This window comes from Hyphomonas oceanitis SCH89 (genome assembly GCF_000685295.1).
Taxonomy (GTDB): domain Bacteria; phylum Pseudomonadota; class Alphaproteobacteria; order Caulobacterales; family Hyphomonadaceae; genus Hyphomonas; species Hyphomonas oceanitis.
On record NZ_ARYL01000014.1, the window covers coordinates 16,749 to 36,197 of the forward strand.

The following is a 19,449-nucleotide window of genomic DNA, read 5'->3' on the forward strand; positions in this document are numbered from 1 at the left end:
AATTTGACGCCGGGGCGTCTCGGCGCTATCTGCCTTTTCGTGGTGATTTGGCCGGTCGGCTTGCAGCCACGTTAAACAAGTCGCTAAAAGGCCGCGCGGAACTGCCAGCAGACGCCTGCAATCCGCCTCCCTTTCTCGCGATGCTGAAGAATTGGAGTCATGGCTATGCCAATCAGGATCCCCGATACGCTGCCCGCCCGCGATGTGCTCGTGCGCGAAGGTGTTTCCGTGATGAGCGAGACGGATGCCATCCGTCAGGATATCCGCCCGCTACAGATCGGCTTGCTCAACCTGATGCCCAACAAGATCCGCACCGAGGCGCAGATCGCGCGCCTGATCGGCGCCTCGCCGCTGCAGGTTGAGCTGACGCTGATCATGGTGGGCGGCCATACGCCAAAGAATACGCCTGAGGAGCACCTGATCAGCTTCTACCAGAACTGGGAAGACGTTCGCGACCGCAAGTTCGATGGTTTCATCATTACGGGCGCCCCGGTCGAGACGCTGGAATACGAAGACGTCGGCTACTGGCAGGAACTCACCGAGATTCTCGACTGGACGCGCACAAACGTCCATTCCAGCTTCTTCATCTGCTGGGGCGCCATGGCGGCCGCCTGGCACCTGCACGGCGTGCCCAAGCACACGCTGGCGGAGAAGGCATTCGGCGTGTATCGCCACCGAAACCTGGTGCCCACATCGCCTTTCCTCTCTGGCTTTTCAGACGACTTCCAGATCCCGGTCAGTCGCTGGACCGAAGTGCGCGCCGATGACATTGCCAAGGCGCCGGGCCTGCAGATCCTGATGGAATCCGACGTGACCGGCCCTTGCCTCCTGTCGGAGCCTGCCCAGCGCAACCTCTATTGCTTCAACCATATCGAATATGATTCGACTTCGCTGAAGGAAGAGTACGAGCGCGATGTGGCCGCCGGAAAGGCCATCAAGCCGCCCTATGGCTATTTCCCGAAGGACGACACGACCGCGCAGCCGCTGAACCGCTGGCGCAGCCACGCGCACCTCCTTTTCGGCAACTGGATCAACCAGGTTTACCAGACCACACCGTTTGACGCGGCGCGGATAGGGGAGGGCGACTAGGAGATGCCCGCTGCGCTCGTTCCCGAGCTTTATGTGTCGGAGCTGGCGCGCAGCCTTGCCTTCTATTGTGACCTCGCAGGCTTCGAAATCCGTTATGAACGGCGCGACGAGGCCTTTGCCTATATTGGGCTGGGAACAGCAGAGCTGATGCTTGAGGAGCCTGTCGGGCGCACGTGGCTGACCGCCGCGCTGGATCATCCCTATGGCCGGGGCATCAACCTCCAGATCTCTGTTCCGGATGCCGGACGGCTCTATGCGGTTTTCTGCGATGCAGGTGCGACAATCGTCAATGCGCTTGAGGAAAAGTCCTATACGCGCCGCGACGATACCGTCTTAGTCAGGCAGTTTGTGGTAGCCGATCCGGACGGCTACCTGCTACGTTTCGCGCAGATAATCAGCGAGCATACCTCTTAATATGACCAGTTTTGCCCCCGAACCCGCCCATGTCACGGAACTGCGCCGCCAGCTGTCGCGCTGGGTGGCCGACAAGATGCCGCGCGAGAAACGCCGCGAATGGGACAAGGCGCATACATGGGACCGGGACCTGTTCAAGGAACTCGCCGAGATGGGCCTGATCGGCCTGACCATCCCGGAAGAATATGGCGGGCAGGGCGAGGACATCTACGCCGCCGCCGCCGTGATTGAGGAACTCTGCCAGGGCGGGCCCAGCATGGCGGGCCCCTTCATCCATGCGGCCTTCTATGGCGGCCTCAACATTTCCGAAAACGGCTCGAAGGAACAGAAGGAAGACCTGCTGCCCAAGCTGGCGCGCGGCGAAATGTTCCTCTGCTACGGCCTCTCAGAGCCCAATGTCGGCGGCGACCTGCCCAGCGTCGAAACCCGCGTCACCCGCGACGGAGATGAGATCGTCATCAATGGCGCCAAGCGCTGGTGTACGGGCGCGGACTGGTCAGACTATATCTACTGCCTCTGCCGCTCCGGCGGGCCGGAAGACCGCCACGGCAACCTCACCTTCGTCCTTGTGCCGACCGATGCACCCGGCGTCTCGATGCAGCCGCTGGAACATGCCAACCTGCGCTATACGGACTCGATGGATGTCTTCCTCGATGACGTCCGCCTGCCGGCCAGCGCCATCGTCGGTGGCCCCGAGAAATGGAACAAGGGTTGGGAGGCGCTTGCCGGCCGCGCCCTTGATGTCGAGAAGATCGAGATCACCGCCGTCGCCTATGGCATTGCCCGCGCCGCGCTGGAAGAGGCCTGGGCCTATGCGCAGGAGCGCACCCAGTTCGGCAAGCCGATCTCCAAACACCAGGCCATCGCGCATAAGCTCGTTACCGCGCGCACCAAGCTAGCCGCCTGCCGCCACATGCTCTACCACGCCGCCTGGCTCGCCAGCGAGCATATGCCGTGCAGCGTCGAAACGGCCATGGCCAAGCTCTATGTCGCTGACACGGGCGTTGAGATTGGCCTCGCCTGCCAGCAGGTCATCGGCGCCTATGGCCTGTCGGATGCCTACGACATCGAACGCAATGTCCGCGACCTGCTCGGCATGCCCATTGTCGGCGGCTCGTCGGACATCCAGAAGAACAATCTTGCGCGGATGTTGAGACTTTAAATGACAACCGAGACGCTGGAGTCGCCCGAGCTTTCCTACGCGTCCTATTTCGACGATCCGCTTAAGCGGCGTCTCATCCGCACGGTCGAGCACCTGTCCGGCCAGCCGAAGATCAAGCAGCTCTACGAGCACTACCGCGATCATCTCGCCCATGACGTGCCCTTCTTCGAGGCGGCCATGCGCCTGCTCGATCTTGATGTGCAGTTCTCGGCCTCCCGGCTTGCCGAGATCCCGCGCACGGGCCCGCTGGTCATCGTGGCGAACCATCCCTTCGGCGTGCTTGATGGCCTCGTCATCTGCTGGCTGGTCAGCCTGCGCCGCATGGATTTCAAGGTGCTCACCAATTCCGCCCTCGACGGCGTGCCGGAAGCGCGCCCCTATATACTGCCTGTCGACTTTTCCGGCACGAAGGAAGCGCTCGCCGCAAATGTGGCCATGCGCAAGGAAGCGCTGGATCATGTGAAGGCGGGCGGTTGCGTCATCGTCTTTCCGGGCGGCGGCGTTGCCACCACGCCGCGTCCGTTCGACCGCACCGCTGTCGACGACGAATGGAAACCCTTCACGGCGAAGCTGATCTCGCATTCAGGCGCCCATGTGACGCCGGTCTATTTCGAGGGCCAGAACTCGCGCCTCTTCCAACTCGCCAGCCACTTTTCGCTCGAGCTGCGCCTCGCCCTCGTTTTCCGCGAAGTGAAACGCCGCATGGGAACGGCCCTGCCTGTGGTAATTGGCGAGACGCTGACACCGGACGCTCTCAAGGATGCCGGCAGGCGCAAAGGCCTGATGGAGTTCCTGCGCGCGCAAACATACGGGCTTGCGCCGGTTGGCCAGACCTTGCGATATGACGCGGCGACACGCCGTTTCATGGCGAAAAAGCCGTTGGTATTCCGCTAGGGGTGGAGGAATCAAATGAGTGATCCGCTGGGAGATGCTGTCGACTCGGCGCTTGAGCACGTCGGCGCCGATGCTGTCGCAGGCCTTGCCGAGGGCCGGCGCGAGGCGAATGACACGCGCTGCCTGAATTGCGGCGAACCGCTCAAGGCCAATTATTGCCCGGAGTGCGGGCAGGGCGCGCACAGCCTGCGCCGACCGTTCTGGTCGCTACTCGGCGAGAGTGTCGAAACCCTCTTTTCCATCGACAGCCGGTTTGCACGCACTGTACCTGACCTGATGGCGCATCCCGGCCGCATGACTCGTCACTATCTTGACGGTCAGCGCGCCCGCTTCCTCCCGCCCTTCCGGCTCTATGTGCTCGCGTCACTGATCTTTTTCATTCTCATGCCGTTGGTCATGGGGAAGGGCGTCGCATTCATGCCCAAGGGCACCCAGGATTTCGCGGATGCCCGGGCGGAAATCGAAGCGTCCCATAATGATGGGGATATGACCGACGAGGAATATCAGTCTGCGATCCGCGGTCTCGACCAGGCTGAACAGGTCTGGCGCGGCGGCATACCCGGGCTGGTAACGCCCACGGTGCCGAATGCTGAAGGTGACGTTGCGCCGCCGCCTGATGAGGAATGGGCCGGGTTCATGCCGCGTGAGGCGCTGGATGCCGTGCGAGAGGCGGGGGCGAACGGCGACAAGGATGCGGCCCGGTTTGCCGAAATCATGGACGAGCCGGGACGATTGGCCGAGGAGACCCAGCGCTGGATCCCGCGAATGATGTTCGTGCTGCTTCCGGTCTATGCCTGCCTGCTCGCCCTGGTCTATTTCTGGCGACGACAATTCCTGTTCTTCGACCATCTGATCGTCTCGCTACATTTCCATTCCGCGCTGTTCTTCGCCATGTCCATCGGCCTTGTCCTGGTGCCATTCATCGGTCTCGGCTGGGTCAGCCTCGCTCTGATCGTCTATTCCAATTTTTACCTCTACCGCCTGAACAGGGTGGTGTACGGACGGGGCGCGTTCAGTTCGGTTTTGCGAACCGTCACGCTCGACAGCCTCTACATTGTCATATTGATGTTTGCCCTGCTCATGGCCGCCATTCTCGGCGCCTTGTCATTATGAAGGGCCCCGCATGATCCGGGATATGTCCATGCGCCAGGCGAACGCAGACGATGCGCGAGTCTTGGCCGAAATCCATATGCAGGCAAGGGCGGCCGCAATGCCCTTGCTTGCGGTCGTGCATACACAAGACGAAGTGTTTGAATATTTTCGCGACGATGTGATCCCTGGTTCGGATGTCTGGCTTGCATCGAGCCCTGCCGGTATTGCCGGATTCTCTGCGCGCAAAGAATGGGAACTCGACCACCTCTATGTTGCCTTGCCTTTCTGGCGGCAGGGCGTTGGCACTGCGCTGCTTCACATGGCCATGCTCACGGTTCCTCGTCTGGAATTATGGACGTTCCAATGCAATGACGCGGCGCGCCAATTCTATGAAGGACATGGGTTCGAAGCTGTGGCGTTCACCGACGGATCGGCGAATGAGGAACGGGAACCCGACGTTCGCTATGTCTGGGAGGGACCGGATGATCACGTCTGACCAGTTGTGCGGCGTAGCGCTTTCCTTTCCGTATGCAATCGAGAAACCGCATTTTGACTGGGCGAGCTTTCGGGTGGATGTGCCCAAGGGCAAGATTTTCTGCACGCTGCCGCCCCACCATGAATTCTCGAACGTTTTCCTGACGCCTGAGGAGCAGGCCATGCTGGTCGAGGCCGAAGCAGACATCTTCTTCAAGGTGGCGAACAAATGGGGCGACAAGGGCGCGACTTCCATCCGGCTTGCCGCCTGCGACGAGGCAACCCTTCGCTCCGCGCTGGCCATGTCATGGCGCCATGCCGCCCCGGCAAAATACCATGACGCACTGAAGCCTTGATCGTTTCGCATTCAGGTCTAGTCTTCGAGAATGCCTGATACATTCATACCGACTGACACGCTCGCCAATGCCCGCGCACTGGCGCCTGAACTCTCCGCCCGCGCGGCGGAAATGGAAGAGGTCCGCCGTCTCCCGGCTGATCTCGCCGCGAAGATGGCCAAGGCGGGCCTGTTCCGCATGGTCACGCCCAAAAGCTTTGGCGGCCTTGAGCTTACGCCAAGGGAAATCGTTGAAGCGGTCGAGGCTGTTGCCACGGCCAATGCCAGCGCGGGCTGGTGCGCCATGATCGGCGCCACGACAGCGCTGAACGCCGCCTATATGGAACCGGCCACCGCGAGCGAAATCTATTCCGATCCGAACATCATTACGGGGGGCGTGTTTGCCCCCATGGGCAAGGCGGTGGACGAAGGCGATCATTACCGCGTCTCCGGGCGCTGGCAGTGGGGCTCGGGCTCGGCCAATTGCACATGGCTCTGCGGCGGCTGCACGGTCTGGGAGAATGGCGAGATGAAGCGCCTGCCCAGCGGCGCGCCGGATGCCCGCATGATGGTCTTCCCGGCCAGCGAGGCGACGCTGCTCGACACATGGCATGTCATGGGCCTCAAGGGCACGGGCTCCGGCGATTTCGAGGTGAAGGACATCGCGGTGCCCAAGGCGCAGTCCGTGTCGCTGATGGTGGATCAGCCGCACGAGACAGGCGGCCTGTTCAAATTCCCGGCCTTCGGGCTCCTGTCGCTCGGCGTGTCGGCTGTTGCGCTCGGCAATGCACGCGGCGCGTTGGATGCCTTCGCCGCATTGGCGACCACCAAGAAATCCCAAGGTTCCGCCAAGACGCTCGCCGAGCGTCAGACAATGCAGGCCGAGTTTGCGAAATGCGAAGCGGCCTGGTGTGCCGCCCGCGCCTATCTCTTCGACGAGATCGACCAGACATGGGCCGTAGCGACAGGGGAGGGCGCCATCCCCATGGAGCGCCGCGCCGCCCTGCGCATGGCCTGCACCCACATGACGCGCACCGGTGCAGACATTTGCCGCACGCTTTACGACCTCGGCGGCGGGGCCGCGCTGTTCGAATCCTCTGACCTGCAGCGCCGCTTCAGAGATAGCCACGCCATCACGCAGCATATCGTCACGGCGCCCTCAACATGGGAACTGACGGGCCGCATCCTGTTCGGCCTGCCAACCGATGGCGGAATGGTCTAGCCCGCGATTGCCAACTGCAGAATCCTGATAAATGTGACTGGCGGCCTCCGCCGGGAATGTGTCAGTGTAACAAAAAGACACGTGCGTCCACGCGCGCTTCAGGAGAGGGAAGTCCCATGAAAATTCACGGATTGATGATGGCTGTCTCGCTGGTGGCACTTGCCGCCACAGGCTGCACGAACAAGATGGCGGGCCAGGAACCTGACCTCTATGTCGAAGCGCCCGAACCGGCGGCTGAAGTCCCAACGCCAACGCCGACGCCCGTTGCGGCAGATCCGATGGCCATCGACACCAGCACCGCCTGGGGTGCCTACCTCTCCGATTTCCTCGAGTCTTATTTTCCCGTCAATCCCGGTTTCGCGATCTATCAGGGCCGTCACGAATTCGACGGCCAGTTGCCTGACTGGTCGCCCTCAGGCCTGCAGTTCGCCGTCGACCAGCGCAAGCAGGCGATCGAAGCGGCTGAAGCCCTCGACGATGCGGCGCTGTCGGATAATGACAAGTATGAACGCAGCTACCTGATCCACGTCCTGCAGGGCGAACTGTTCTGGCTGACCGAAGCCGACTGGCCCCACAAAAATCCAAGCTTCTATGTCGGCGCGCTGGACCCGAACGTCTACATCGCCCGGCCCTACGCAGACGCCGAAACGCGCATGAAGGCCTTCATCAAATACGCGAAAGCAGTCCCCGCCGCCGCCAAGCAGATCGAGGCAAACCTTAAGCTGCCACTGCCCGAAACCTATCTCAAATACGGTCAGGCCGGCTTTGGCGGTTTCGCTGAATACTATTCGGGCGACGCCAAGGCCGCCTTCGCGGATGTGAAGGACGAGGCCCTGCAAGCCGAGTTCGATGAGGCGACAGCGGCCGCGTCAGTTGCCATGCAAGCCCTGTCCGACCATATCGGTTCGGTGCCCGCCACCAAGGACGGCTACGCCCTCGGCGCAGAGAAATTCTCCGACATGGTTCGCCTCACAGAAGCGGTCGACGTGCCGCTGGCTGAGCTGAAAGCCATCGGCGAGGCTGACCTGAAGCGCAACCAGGACGCCCTGAAAGAGGCCTGCACGGCCTACGCGCCCGGCCTCTCGCTTGGCGACTGCATGGCCAAGATGGGATCGAACAAGCCCGAGGTTGGCCCGGTCGAGGAAGCCCGCGAACAGCTGCCAGAACTGCGCGCCTTCATTGAGGCGAACAATATCGTCACCATCCCTGGCACCGAGCAGGCCCTTGTCGAGGAATCCCCGCCCTATAACCGGCAGAACTCGGCCTACATCGACATTCCGGGACCCTACGAAACCGGCCTGCCTTCGGTCTATTACATCTCCCCGCCAGACCCGGCATGGGACGAGGAAACCCGCAACGCCTACGTGCCCGGCAAGGAAGACCTGCTCTTCACCAGCGTACACGAAGTCTGGCCAGGCCACTTCCTGAACTTCCTGCATTCGAACCGGTCGGAATCCGTGCTCGGCAAGCTCTTCGTCGGCTATGCCTTCGCCGAGGGCTGGGCCCACTATTCCGAAGAGATGATGTATGATGCGGGCCTGCATGACGGCGACCCGGAAACCCATGTCGGCCAGCTGTCCAATGCCCTCCTGCGCGACTGCCGCTATCTCTCTGCCATCGGGCTCCATGCCGAAGGCATGACCGTTGAGGAGAGCTACAATCTCTTCCGCAACGAGTGCTACCAGGATCCGGGCAATGCCACCCAGCAGGCTGCTCGCGGCACCTATGACCCGGCCTATCTCAACTACACGATGGGCAAGCTCATGATCCGCAAGCTGCGCCAGGACTGGACGGCGAAACACTTCGCTGATGATCCGCGTGCCGGCTGGCAGGCCTTCCACGACGAGTTCCTGTCCTATGGTGGCCCGCCCATTCCACTCGTCCGCAAGGAAATGATGGAAGAGCCTGAAGTGAAGGCCGTCTTCTAGCCAGCGAGCGGTCCTCTTGCGGCCTGTCATGCGCCTCGCCTAGGGTGCACGCAGGCCGGTTGGGGGACAGGAATTGGCGGCTTCACTCAATATCGGCATTGCGGGCGCGGGCATTGGCGGCCTCGCGGCGGCAGCATTCCTTGCCCGTGAGGGCCACCGCGTCACTGTCTTCGACCAGTTCGAGACCGTGGGGCCCATTGGCTCGGGCCTGATCCTTCAGGAGACCGGCCTCACCATTCTGGATGAGCTGGGCCTGCGCGCAGAGGCCGAGACACTCGGCGCACCCATCCGGCGGCTCTACGGCATGTCCCGGCCTTCAGGGCGGACCGTACTGGACGTCCGCTATGGCGCTCTGCGCAAGGCCCTCATGGGCGTTTCCATTCAGCGCCCGGCCCTGTTCAATCTGGTCCATGGTGCAGCAATGACTGCAGGCGCGCGGATCGAGACGTCCACCCGCATTACGGCGGCCAATCCGAAAGATGCCGTACTCGTCGATGCCAGCGGCGCCACGCACGGTCCGTTCGATCTGATCGTCGATGCCCTGGGTGTACGCTCGGTACTCTCCACAACGCCGAGCGGTGAACTACCCTATGGCGCGCTCTGGGCCACATTGCCCTGGCCTGCGACGGGTTTCCATGCCGATGCCCTTGAACAGCGCTACGAAGCGGCCAGCCGTATGGCCGGGGTCATGCCGTCCGGTCGGGCCACGCCCGGTGCGCCCGATACGGCCACCTATTTCTGGTCCATTCGCGGCGACCAGCATGACGCTTGGCGCGCTGCACCGCTCACCCATTGGCGCGACACGGCCCTCTCGCTCTGGCCCGAGACGGAATCCCTCCTCGCGACCCTTCGGTCCCATGACGACCTGACTTTCGCCCGCTATCGCCACCGCACGCACTGGCCTGCCGTCGCGGGCCGCATGGTCCATGTTGGCGACAGCTGGCATGCGGCCAGCCCGCAGCTCGGGCAGGGGGCCAATATGGCCCTGCTGGATGCCTTTGCACTCGGCCGCGCCCTTGGTCGCAAGCAGGATGTCCGCGATGCCCTGGCCGACTATGCGAAGATGCGCGCCCTGCATGTGCGCCTGTTCCAGCTGATGAGTTTCCTGTTCACACCGGTCTACCAGTCGGACTCCCGCATCCTTCCGGTGGTGCGCGACGGGTTCGCCGCGTCCGTCAGCCGCATCTGGCCAGCCCCCCAGATTCTGGCAGCGATGGTATCCGGCGGCCTTGGCGCGCCGCTCTGGCGTCTTGGGCTGAAGCCCGGCCGCTAGCGCTGGCAGGTGCCGCAATAGAAGGTCGACCGCCCGGACTGGACGATCCGCCGGATCGGCGCCCCGCACGCCTTGCAGGGCTTGTATTCGCGGTCATAGACATCGAACCGGTGCTGGAAATAGCCAAGCTCCCCGCTCGCATTGGCAAAGTCGGAAATCGAAGATCCACCCGCATCAATCGCCTCGGCAATCACCTGATTGATCGCAGGCGCCAGCCGCGCTGCGCGTTGGCCGGGAATGCTGGCGGCCTTGCGCTTGGGTGAAATGCCCGCGCGGTAGAGCGCTTCGCACACATAGATATTGCCGAGCCCGGCAATGACTGATTGGTCGAGCAGCGCTGCCTTGATCGGCGTTGCCTTGCCTTTCAGGGCCGTGTCCAGATAGGCGGCGGAAAAGCCGTTCGATAATGGCTCCGGCCCCATCGCCATCAGGCGTGGATAGGTGTCGAAACTCGCCGCTGGCCACAGCTCCATGAAGCCGAACCGGCGCGGATCGTTATAGGTCACCGTCTGGCCGTCCTGCATCTGGAACACGACATGGTCGTGGCGCGCGTCATTGCCGGTCGCGTGGTGGAAGTCCCCCGTTGCATTTCCGCCAACCGTGAACCGCCCCGTCATGCCGAGATGCATAACCAGAACTTCGCCCGTCGACAGGTCCAGCGTCAGGAACTTTGCCCGCCGCCCCATGCGCTCAATCCGCGCGCCGCTCACACGTTCGGCAAACCGCTCGGGGAAGGGGAAACGCAGATCGGCCCGGTTCTGCAGCAATGACTGGATGATTGCGCCCTCCATGACAGGGGCGAGTCCGCGGCGAACTGTCTCGACTTCGGGTAATTCAGGCATTCTTATCGCATATAGCTTATGGCGGTTCAGGTAACTATGGTGGCGCGCATGTCAGACGCAGAAACAGAGCGCAAGGTCTCCTTCGGTTTTGAGGAGGTGACGGAGTCCGAGAAGGTCGCCCGGGTGAAGGGCGTATTCCGCTCGGTCGCCTCACGGTATGACCTGATGAACGATCTCATGTCCGCAGGCGTGCACCGCCTGTGGAAGCATGACGCCATGAACAAGCTGAACCCGCAGCCGGGCGAACGCCATCTCGATGTCGCTGGCGGCACAGGCGAACTGGCGCGGGCCTTCCTTGATCTGGCCGACAAGGCCGGCAAGCGGCGCGGTATTGATGCGAAAGCAACCGCCATCGTCTGTGATATCAATGATGCCATGCTGGAAGCCGGCAAGGCGCGGGCCGACAATGCAAAATGGAATGGCCGGCTTGATTGGGTCTGCGCCGATGGGCAGAACCTGCCCTATCCTGATCGCAGCTTCGATGCTGTGACCGTGTCATTCGGCATTCGCAATTTTGCTGACCGCGTTGAGGGGCTCAAGGAGTTTCGCCGCGTGCTGAAACCGGGTGGCCGTCTCGGCGTGCTGGAATTCAGCCACATGACAGCGCCTGCCCTGCAGGCGGCCTATGACACGTACAGCTATAATGTCATCCCGCGCCTCGGCAGCCTCGTTGCCGGTGACCGGGAGAGCTACCAATACCTTGTGGAATCCATCCGTCAGTTCCCGGACCAGGAAACCTTCCGCGCAGAAATGGAAAACGCGGGATTCTCCCGCGTTTCCGTGACTAACTTTTCCGGTGGCATCGCCGCCCTGCACTTTGGCTGGGCGGTCTGATGCGGGGCCGGCTAGTTGCCGTCGACCTTGATGCCGTCTTCGCCAACCGAGATTTCGAGGTCGGCCTTGGCGCTATGGTCCTGCGTGAAATAGTAGACGCCGAAGCCGATCACGCCGACCAGCAGTGCGCCCACGAGGAAGTACAGAAAACCGTTATTGTTCGCATTTGAACCAGACATGTCAGGCCCCTTGTTTTGTTAATATTGCTCTCACAACGCCCCGGTCTGCGGGATGGTTCCCGCCCGGATGGAGTGGCCTGATGGGCGCAGCGTCAGATTATCTGCGCCTGATGCGCGCGGGCACCGCGCTCGCCCGTCATGACGTGATCCTGCCGGGGGCTTACCAGTCGCGCCTGCCGCTGCCTGCGCGTATGGCCGGCGGCATCTTGCGTGTGTTCAGTGGCGGCGCCCGAGGACGCCCCGGCGAGCGCCTCGCCCGGGCCCTCGAAAAGCTGGGGCCCGCCTATATCAAGCTCGGCCAGTTCCTTGCGACGCGTCCGGATGTGTTTGGCGCCGAAGTAACGATGGATCTCAGCCGCCTGAAGGACAAGCTGCCGCCGTTTGATGTGAAACTTGCCCGCGCAGCACTGGTTGAGGAGTTCGGCGCAGAAGAAGCCAATCGACTCTTCCCGGACCTTGGCAAGCCCATCGCAGCGGCGTCCCTCGCGCAGGTTCACCGCATGGAAACGGCGAGCGGTCCGCTTGCGGTCAAGATCCTGCGCCCCGGCATTGAAGGCCAACTCCTGCGCGAACTCTCCGCCATGAAGCGCGCCGCCCGCATGGTCGAAGGCGTCTCCGTTGAAAGCCGTCGCCTGAAGCCTGTCGCCTTCACCGAAACCATTTCCGCCGCCATGATGCGCGAGACAGATCTTCGCCTTGAGGCTGGCGGTGCCGACGAGATGCGCGCGCTCAGTGAGAAGAGCGGCTATTTCCAGGTCCCGCCCGTCGACTGGGACAGGACAGGCCGCCGCGTCCTCACCACCGGCTGGGTCGAGGGCATTCCGCTCACCCACCCGGACGCGCTGGCCAATCCGGCCATCGACCGCGTCGCGCTTGCCAATGACATTACACGCGGCTTCCTCACCCATGCGATCGAGCATGGCGTCTTCCATGCAGACATGCACGAAGGCAACATCATCATCACGCCGGAAGGCAAGGTGGCTCTGGTCGATTTCGGCATCATCGGCCGCATCGGGATGACCGAACGCCGTTTCCTCGCTGAAATCCTCTGGGGCTTCCTGAAGCGCGATTACATGCGCATCGCCGAAGTCCACTTTGAGGCAGGCTATGTCCCTTCCACCCAGTCGGTCGGGGACTTTGCGCAGGCCCTGCGGTCCATCGGCGAGCCGGTCCACGGAAAGCCCGCCGAAGAGGTCTCTATGGGCCGCGTGATCCTCCAGCTCTTCGATTACACCCAGACCTTCGGCATGGAGATGCGCCCCGAACTTGTCCTGCTCCAGAAAACCATGGTGCAGGTCGAGGGCGTCGCCCGCGCCATCGATCCCGGCCACAATATCTGGACGGCGTCCGAGCCTGTCGTTGGCGGCTGGGTGCGGCGCAGTTTCGGGCCGGAAGGTGCCGCGCGCCTCATCAGCGGCAATTTGAAGGAAATCACCAACCGCCTGAAACGCCTGCCAGAGGTCATGGATAGGTTCGAAGCGTCCCTTGATGAACCCGCGAACGGTCCGCCAACGGTCCGGCGTGCCCCCTTCGCGCCCTGGTGGGGCTGGTTCGGGCTGGTCATCATTCTGGCGCTGATTGCCTATGGCAGCATTCTCGCTCTCGCCTGAGGCGCCTGCTTTCGGCCTGGCACTCCCGTGCCGGGTGTAAGCCCTTAATCTGTATTAACGATTGGCCTACGCTTGCCCTGTCCGAGTCGGAAGGGGCGCGTCATGAAGGCCATCCTGTTTGCTGTTGCAGGCATCGCACTGCTCGCGCCAACTGCGGCCGCCCGCGATAGCCTCATCCTGTCGGCGCCGTTCGATCAGAGGGGGTTCTTCCCCCAATCAGGCGCCGCCCCACTGGGTGAACTGCAAGGCGGGCCACGCGGGGCTAGCGCGCATGTGTCGAGCCAGACCCGGATTATCCGGGTTACACCGCGCGAGCAAAAAGCCGGCATCCGCATCTTCCGCGGCAGCACCGTCACCGAACACGGCCTGTCACCGACCCGCAGAATGGACACAGAATTCTCCGGGAAGACCGTGATAAGGGTCAAGAAACCCCCTCGGAATCCCTACAAGACGGTCATTGTCTACCGGCCTGGCTCCGTCACACGCATTCGCCCGGACCGGTTTCCTGACTGAAACCCTGCTGAATCTTTACCAGTCACTGCGGTTTCACGGGGTTTTGTGAGGCTTGTGCAAGGATTTTGCGGTAAGACAGCGCCAGCAACCTATCTGAAGGCCATGGAACAGAAACGCATTCTCCTCGTCATCGGCGGTGGTATCGCCGCCTACAAGAGCCTCGAGCTGATCCGCGAACTTGGCCGTCGCGGCATTGCGAGCCGCTGCATCGTGACCAAGGCCGGACAGGAATTTGTCACGCCGCTTTCCGTGTCAGCGCTCTCCGGCGACAAGGCCTATACCGAACTGTTCGACCTCGATGAAGAAGCCGAGATGGGCCATATCCAGCTCTCGCGCTCGGCGGATCTCGTTGTCGTCTGCCCCGCTACGGCAGACCTGATGGCCAAGGCCAATGCCGGCCTCGCCAATGACCTCGCCTCCACCATGCTGCTCGCCACGGACACGCCTGTCCTGATGGTGCCCGCCATGAACGTGCGCATGTGGCAGCACGCTGCGACCATTCGGAACGTTGCCCAGCTGCGCGCTGACGGCGTCACAGTCATGGAGCCCGATGAAGGTGCCATGGCCTGCGGCGAGTTCGGTCCCGGTCGCCTGCCGGAAGTCCGCGCGATTGTCGCCGCCATCGAAGCACAGCTCGAAGGTCCGGGGCAGGGGGCGTTGTCTGGTGTCCACGCGCTCGTTACGGCAGGTCCGACACGCGAGCCGCTTGATCCGGTCCGCTATCTCTCCAATCATTCCTCGGGCCGTCAGGGCTATGCCATTGCTGCGGCACTCGCTGCGCAGGGCGCCGATGTGACACTCGTGTCCGGTCCTGTCGCTATCGCGCCGCCACGCGGCGTTACGCTGGTGAAGATCGAAACGGCCCGCCAGATGCTCAAAGCCTGCGAGGACGCGCTGCCTGCCGACGTCTTCGTCTCCGTCGCCGCCGTTGCTGACTGGCGCCCGGCCCGCGCGGCCACCAAGAAGCTCAAGATCAAGGCGACCGATGCCGAAGCCCCGGCCATGGAACTGGCCGAGAACCCGGACATCCTCAAGACGCTGTCCAACAAGCGCAAGAACCGCCCGCGCCTCGTCATCGGCTTTGCCGCCGAGACGCATGATGTGGAAGACTATGCCCGCGCCAAGCTCGACCGGAAGGGCTGTGACTGGATCGTCGCCAATGACGTGTCCGGCGATGTCATGGGCGGCGCCGAGAATGAAGTCGTGCTGATCACGCATGACCAGTCCGAACGCTGGCCCCGGATGGGCAAGGAAGAGGTTGCCACCCGTCTCTCCCGCAAGATTGCGGCTGAACTTGGCGGGGATGGTGGTCTGAAGCTCGCGGCGGAATAGGGCCGTCTTGACAGGTCGGTCGCCATGGCGCACCCGCCGGGCATGATTATCCGCCCTTATGAAACATCCGACCTGCCAGCCCTCCACGTCATCAATCAGGCCGGTGTTCCCGGTGTGGGAGACGAGACCGAGGCAACGCTCGGCAGGTGGCTCAGCCTCCATGATGCCCGCGTCGCCACGCGTGAAGACGGCACACTGCTCGGCTTCATCAACCTCATCCCCCCCGGCGAAATGGGATACGAAAGCGCCAATCTGCGCTGGCTCGAAAAATGGGGCGCCGATTTCATCTATGTCGACCGCATCGCCATTGCTGAAACAGGCCGGGGGCAGGGCGTCGGCGCAGCGCTCTATGAAGACGCCTTCCGCGCCTATGCTGGAAAAACGCCATGGATCACCTGCGAAGTGAACCTGCGTCCGCCCAATTCCGGCTCCCTCCGCTTCCACACACGGCTTGGCTTTGAGGAGATCGGACGGCGTTCCTATGCCGATGACACGAAGGAAGTCGTCTATCTCGCGCGCGCCCTTACTTGACTCCGCGCCGCGACTCGAACACGGCTGCGCCCCATGAAAAACGTCACTGTCAGCGTCTGTCCGCTCCCGCATTTCGAGGGGCTGAACCTGCCCGCCTATGAAACCGCCGGCTCGGCCGGTATGGATGTGCGCGCCGCATTGCCAGAGGCTGAGCCGATGGTTCTGGCCCCCGGCGCCCGCGCCATGGTGCCGACCGGCCTCAGCGTCGCCATTCCCGAAGGCTACGAGATCCAGGTCCGTCCGCGGTCAGGCCTTGCGGCCAAGCATGGCCTTACATGCCTCAACACACCCGGCACGATCGACAGTGATTATCGCGGCGAAATCAAGGTCATCCTGATCAATCTCGGCGCCGAGCCGTTCACCATCGCGCGCGGCGAACGCATCGCCCAACTGGTGTTAGCCCCGGTCACCCAACTGGGCTGGGCCAAGGTCGATACGCTGGACGAGACCAGTCGTGGCACTGGCGGTTTCGGTTCGACCGGGCAATAATAGGCCTTGCATCGGGCCGAGACTTGCCCATATATCGACTATCGATAATGCTTGGAGGCGCTTAAAATGGATCCATTTCAGATGGTCGTCATCATCGTACTGATTTGTGTCGGTGCGGGCGTGCTCAAGAACTATTTCAAGATGAAACATAACCAGCAGGCCGATGCGGCGTCCGAAAAGGATGTGGCGCGCATGCAGTCCGAGATCGACCGGCTGAAAGAGCGCGTCCACGTGCTTGAGAAGATCGTCACCGACAATGACCGCCAGCTGGCTGAGGAAATCCGCAAACTCGCCTAGTCATTTCCTTAACACGGGGCGGAAAATTGCCCCCTTAGAGTCCACCGGAACCTAAACTCCTGCGTGTATGGAGATGGCAAACGGAGGACAGCCGTATGGCGACTTTTGGTAAAAAGAGAGCAGGCACAACAGGTGCGCCAAGCTTCGGCAAGCGCCCTGCGGTGACATCGTCGGCTGGCGTCTTCGGCGCGCCCGCACATCCCGCAGGTGATCTCAGCCCTGAGGCGCGGGCCTTTCTCGAAGCCGAGCGAGCATGCGGGGCCAAGCGGCGCCTGCCGCCTCAGCCTCCATTCCCATGCCATCCTACGCGGAGCCTCAATCCGGCCAGCCGCAAGGCAAGCCAGCCGGAAAGCCCGTTTTCGGCCGCCGCATCGCTGCGCGCATCATCGACGAGTTGCTCATCCTGATTCCGGTCGGCATCATGTTCATGCCGTCTCTCACCAGCGCCATCAGCGCACTGGCCAGCGCAGACGTCGGCTCGCCCGAAGAGGCCCGCGCCAATATTGAAATACTGAAGTTTGGCGCCGTCTGCTTCCTGGCGCAGGCGCTCTACGGCACCCTGCTGGAAAGCTCAGGCATGCAGGCGACGATTGGCAAGCTCATGTTCGGCGCCGTCGTAACGGACCCAAACGGGCAGAAACCAGCCCTTGGCGCGGTCATCATGCGCAACACACTTGGCCGATTGATCGTGAACCTGATCCCGCTCTGTGGCGGTTATGCTGTCGGCCTGTTCCGGGCAGACCGGCGTTGCGTGCATGACCTCATCGGCAACACGATGGTGCGGGCTCGGGCGTCTTATGCCGCGCCGTCCTATTCGCAGGTCTTCGCCTAGGCGCAGCGCGTTTCAGATCAGGGCGCTGTCGTCGCGGGCAAACTTCGCCAGCAGATAGGCATCTGTATCTTCAATCGTCTCGAGCTTTCCGAAGGCGAACGCGTCACGGTCGAGCACAAGGTCACGCGGGCGCAGTTCGCGGCTGATCTCCAGCCCTTCCAGCGTCCGCGCGCGTGAGAAGGCGACATAGGCTTGCCCATGGGCAAACATGCCGCTGTCAAAGTCGATAAACACCTTGTCCAGCGTCAGGCCCTGCGCCTTGTGGATCGTCACGGCATAGGCAAGGCGTAGCGGCATCTGCTTGAACGTGCCGACGACTTCGCGCTTCACCTTCTTGGTCTCGGGCTCCAGATCGTAGCGGTATTTTTCCCAGGCTGACGGCTCGATCTCATAGGCTTTTCCGTCAATCGAGACGATGACGCCCTTGCCGGAAAAGCCTTCCACGATCGCCAGCGAGCCGTTGACCCAGCGCCCTTCCGGATCGTTGCGGATCAGCATGACGCGGGCGCCTTCCTTCAGCACGAGATCGGCTTCGGTCGGAAAGGCCTTCTCCTCGAACTGTCCCTGCACTTCAGCCGAGAAGGTTTTCGAGCGGGTCTTCAGGCCGTCAAGCCGAGCCTGGTTGATGCGGTTGGCATTGGCATTATTGGGTGTCAGCACGACATGCGTTTCGGACGCATCCACGGCGCTGCGCGACGACACGACACTGCGCAGCACGGCCTCGTCCATCGGCGTCACCTTGCCTGTGCGCAGCGCGCCCAGCAGCGCCAGAAAGCGCGGGTCTTCCTGCCGGAACACATGTTTCAGCGCCAGCAGGGCAAACTCGGCATCCTTGAACGCCGGCGCATTGAAGAAATAGCTGCCGCCATAACGGTCCTGCAGGATCGGTGCTTCGCTGTTCGAGACGACGGGCGGCAGCTGGTGCAGATCGCCCGACAGGATCATCCGAACACCGCCGAACGGGCGCTTCGACATCCGGTTCAGCTTGAGGCTGCGGTCGATGGCGTCCAGCATGTCCGCCCGCACCATCGAAATCTCGTCAATGATCACGGTTTCCACCGCCTTGATCAGCCGTGTCGAGCGCAGGCGCTTGATGTCGCCCGGCTCCACAAGGCGCGGTGGCAGCTTGAAGAAGGAATGGATTGTCTGCCCGCCGGCATTCATCGCCGCCACCCCGGTTGGTGCCAGCACGACGGCCTTGTCGCCCGCGCCAGCCAGGAACTTGCGCAGCATCGTCGTCTTGCCGGTTCCTGCGCGTCCGGTGAGGAACAGGTTGCCTTGGGCCCCGGCGCCGCTGGCCACCCATTTGGCGGGCGCGGCATAGAGGGTTTCAGGATCGTCGGAACGCGTCTCGGTCATCCCCCCGCTTAACGGGCTTTTTCCGCCATGGCGAGTGTCGCGGCCGCGTAAAGCCTGACACCGGCTTGACTCTGGAAAATTTGCAAACTACTTTGTATTTCAAAGTTGATATCGGAGCCTTCCTCATGAGCCATTCATCCCTCACCGACGACCTATCCTATCTGCGAGACATGGCCGAAGCGGGCCAGAACGCGCCGCTGCTCGGCGGACGTTTCCTCAGCTGGTGGGGAGGCCTGACCACGCTCGCCTATCTCGGCCATTATGCCATTGCCGAAGGCATGTTCGGCCTGCAGCCGATCGCCTTCGCGTGGATGTGGGCAGCTTATGGCGTGCTGGGCTTCGGCGGCTTCAAGCTGCTCCAGCTGACCTTCCCGCTCAGCAAGCCGGGCGCAGCCTCTACCGGAAACCGCGTGTCGTCGCTTGTCTGGATGGGTGCAGGCATGATGCTTTTTGCCTTTTTCTCCGGTGCCATCTTGCGCTCAATTGCTGATGGCGGCGCCAGTGATGCCTTCGTCTGGTCCGTTCCGGTCGTGCTGGGCGCCTATGGCCTGTCACAGCTCACCTCGGGGCTCATATCCGGCAGCCGTGTCCTGACGCTGGCAGGGTGGGGCGCCATTGCCAGTGTTGCCGCCGCCGTCTTCCTCACGGGTACGAACATGGTCTGGCTGCTTGGGGCGCTGGTCGCCGGACTGACGGTTTTCCTGCCCGGCATACTCCTGCTTCGCGGTGAACCGTCGGAGACTGTGTAA

General features: G+C 62.5%; 22 protein-coding genes and 1 riboswitch. Of the genes, 19 read left to right on the top strand and 3 right to left on the bottom strand.

Annotation, left to right across the window (positions count from 1 at the left end; genetic code table 11):
* Nucleotides 1-29: 29 nt before the first annotated feature.
* Nucleotides 30-107, top strand: a riboswitch (SAM riboswitch).
* A gap of 58 nt (nt 108-165) precedes the next feature.
* The 10 genes from HOC_RS10300 (at nt 166) to HOC_RS10345 (ending at nt 9,882) form a co-directional block, all read left to right on the top strand.
* Nucleotides 166-1,089, top strand: coding sequence for a homoserine O-succinyltransferase (locus HOC_RS10300; protein ID WP_035538361.1), 924 nt, complete (start codon nt 166-168; stop codon nt 1,087-1,089).
* 3 nt (nt 1,090-1,092) lie between these two features.
* Nucleotides 1,093-1,503, top strand: a complete 411-nt coding sequence (locus HOC_RS10305; protein WP_035538224.1) for a bleomycin resistance protein — start codon at nt 1,093-1,095, stop codon at nt 1,501-1,503.
* A gap of 1 nt (nt 1,504) precedes the next feature.
* Nucleotides 1,505-2,665 (top strand): acyl-CoA dehydrogenase family protein, encoded by a 1,161-nt coding sequence (locus tag HOC_RS10310; protein ID WP_035538226.1) that lies wholly within the window; start codon nt 1,505-1,507, stop codon nt 2,663-2,665.
* Nucleotides 2,666-3,559, top strand: coding sequence for a lysophospholipid acyltransferase family protein (locus HOC_RS10315; protein ID WP_051624740.1), 894 nt, complete (start codon nt 2,666-2,668; stop codon nt 3,557-3,559).
* Nucleotides 3,560-3,574: 15 nt separating this feature from the next.
* On the top strand, nt 3,575-4,672 hold the full coding sequence (locus HOC_RS10320) for a DUF3667 domain-containing protein (protein WP_035538228.1): 1,098 nt from the start codon (nt 3,575-3,577) through the stop codon (nt 4,670-4,672).
* A 28-nt stretch (nt 4,673-4,700) separates the two neighbouring features.
* A complete protein-coding gene (locus HOC_RS10325) occupies nt 4,701-5,147 on the top strand; it encodes a GNAT family N-acetyltransferase (protein WP_206741559.1) in 447 nt (148 codons plus the stop codon).
* Nucleotides 5,134-5,481: an MmcQ/YjbR family DNA-binding protein gene (locus tag HOC_RS10330; RefSeq protein WP_051624742.1), complete on the top strand. Its 348-nt coding sequence runs from the start codon at nt 5,134-5,136 to the stop codon at nt 5,479-5,481. The genes HOC_RS10325 and HOC_RS10330 overlap by 14 nt, the downstream gene beginning before the upstream one ends.
* Before the next feature lie 30 nt (nt 5,482-5,511).
* Nucleotides 5,512-6,681, top strand: coding sequence for an acyl-CoA dehydrogenase family protein (locus tag HOC_RS10335; RefSeq protein ID WP_035538234.1), 1,170 nt, complete (start codon nt 5,512-5,514; stop codon nt 6,679-6,681).
* 185 nt (nt 6,682-6,866) lie between these two features.
* Nucleotides 6,867-8,609, top strand: a complete 1,743-nt coding sequence (locus tag HOC_RS10340; protein ID WP_084146261.1) for a DUF885 domain-containing protein — start codon at nt 6,867-6,869, stop codon at nt 8,607-8,609.
* A gap of 73 nt (nt 8,610-8,682) precedes the next feature.
* Nucleotides 8,683-9,882: an FAD-dependent oxidoreductase gene (locus tag HOC_RS10345; RefSeq protein WP_035538240.1), complete on the top strand. Its 1,200-nt coding sequence runs from the start codon at nt 8,683-8,685 to the stop codon at nt 9,880-9,882.
* On the opposite strand, the gene mutM is transcribed toward HOC_RS10345, so the two are convergent.
* Nucleotides 9,879-10,724, bottom strand: a complete 846-nt coding sequence (gene mutM, locus HOC_RS10350) for a bifunctional DNA-formamidopyrimidine glycosylase/DNA-(apurinic or apyrimidinic site) lyase (protein ID WP_035538243.1) — start codon at nt 10,722-10,724, stop codon at nt 9,879-9,881. The two genes, HOC_RS10345 and mutM, sit on opposite strands and share 4 nt — an antisense overlap.
* Before the next feature lie 48 nt (nt 10,725-10,772).
* On the opposite strand from mutM, the gene ubiE reads away from it, so the two are divergent.
* Complete coding sequence (ubiE, locus tag HOC_RS10355; protein ID WP_035538366.1) at nt 10,773-11,558, top strand: bifunctional demethylmenaquinone methyltransferase/2-methoxy-6-polyprenyl-1,4-benzoquinol methylase UbiE; 786 nt, start codon at nt 10,773-10,775, stop codon at nt 11,556-11,558.
* A gap of 11 nt (nt 11,559-11,569) precedes the next feature.
* Here the strand turns inward: ubiE and HOC_RS22535 are convergent, their stop codons facing one another.
* Nucleotides 11,570-11,737, bottom strand: a complete 168-nt coding sequence (locus HOC_RS22535; RefSeq protein WP_199285883.1) for a hypothetical protein — start codon at nt 11,735-11,737, stop codon at nt 11,570-11,572.
* Nucleotides 11,738-11,817: 80 nt separating this feature from the next.
* On the opposite strand from HOC_RS22535, the gene HOC_RS10360 reads away from it, so the two are divergent.
* The 7 genes from HOC_RS10360 to HOC_RS10390 all read left to right on the top strand — a co-directional run bounded on the left by HOC_RS10360 (nt 11,818) and on the right by HOC_RS10390 (nt 17,341).
* The gene (locus tag HOC_RS10360) at nt 11,818-13,347 is read left to right on the top strand and encodes an AarF/UbiB family protein (RefSeq protein WP_035538245.1); all 1,530 of its coding nucleotides are present in this window, start codon (nt 11,818-11,820) and stop codon (nt 13,345-13,347) included.
* A 102-nt stretch (nt 13,348-13,449) separates the two neighbouring features.
* Nucleotides 13,450-13,860: a hypothetical protein gene (locus HOC_RS10365; RefSeq protein ID WP_035538248.1), complete on the top strand. Its 411-nt coding sequence runs from the start codon at nt 13,450-13,452 to the stop codon at nt 13,858-13,860.
* Nucleotides 13,861-13,962: 102 nt separating this feature from the next.
* The gene (gene coaBC / locus HOC_RS10370) at nt 13,963-15,192 is read left to right on the top strand and encodes a bifunctional phosphopantothenoylcysteine decarboxylase/phosphopantothenate--cysteine ligase CoaBC (protein WP_035538250.1); all 1,230 of its coding nucleotides are present in this window, start codon (nt 13,963-13,965) and stop codon (nt 15,190-15,192) included.
* Nucleotides 15,193-15,216: 24 nt separating this feature from the next.
* Nucleotides 15,217-15,723 (top strand): GNAT family N-acetyltransferase, encoded by a 507-nt coding sequence (locus tag HOC_RS10375; protein ID WP_035538253.1) that lies wholly within the window; start codon nt 15,217-15,219, stop codon nt 15,721-15,723.
* Nucleotides 15,724-15,756: 33 nt separating this feature from the next.
* Nucleotides 15,757-16,212 (top strand): dUTP diphosphatase, encoded by a 456-nt coding sequence (gene dut / locus HOC_RS10380; protein WP_035538255.1) that lies wholly within the window; start codon nt 15,757-15,759, stop codon nt 16,210-16,212.
* A 66-nt stretch (nt 16,213-16,278) separates the two neighbouring features.
* Nucleotides 16,279-16,509 (top strand): hypothetical protein, encoded by a 231-nt coding sequence (locus HOC_RS10385; protein ID WP_035538257.1) that lies wholly within the window; start codon nt 16,279-16,281, stop codon nt 16,507-16,509.
* 295 nt (nt 16,510-16,804) lie between these two features.
* Nucleotides 16,805-17,341, top strand: a complete 537-nt coding sequence (locus tag HOC_RS10390) for an RDD family protein (protein WP_162174826.1) — start codon at nt 16,805-16,807, stop codon at nt 17,339-17,341.
* A gap of 12 nt (nt 17,342-17,353) precedes the next feature.
* On the opposite strand, the gene HOC_RS10395 is transcribed toward HOC_RS10390, so the two are convergent.
* A complete protein-coding gene (locus tag HOC_RS10395; RefSeq protein ID WP_035538260.1) occupies nt 17,354-18,700 on the bottom strand; it encodes an ATP-dependent DNA helicase in 1,347 nt (448 codons plus the stop codon).
* A gap of 125 nt (nt 18,701-18,825) precedes the next feature.
* Between HOC_RS10395 and HOC_RS10400 the strand changes: the two genes are divergently transcribed.
* Nucleotides 18,826-19,449, top strand: coding sequence for a hypothetical protein (locus HOC_RS10400; protein WP_156950455.1), 624 nt, complete (start codon nt 18,826-18,828; stop codon nt 19,447-19,449).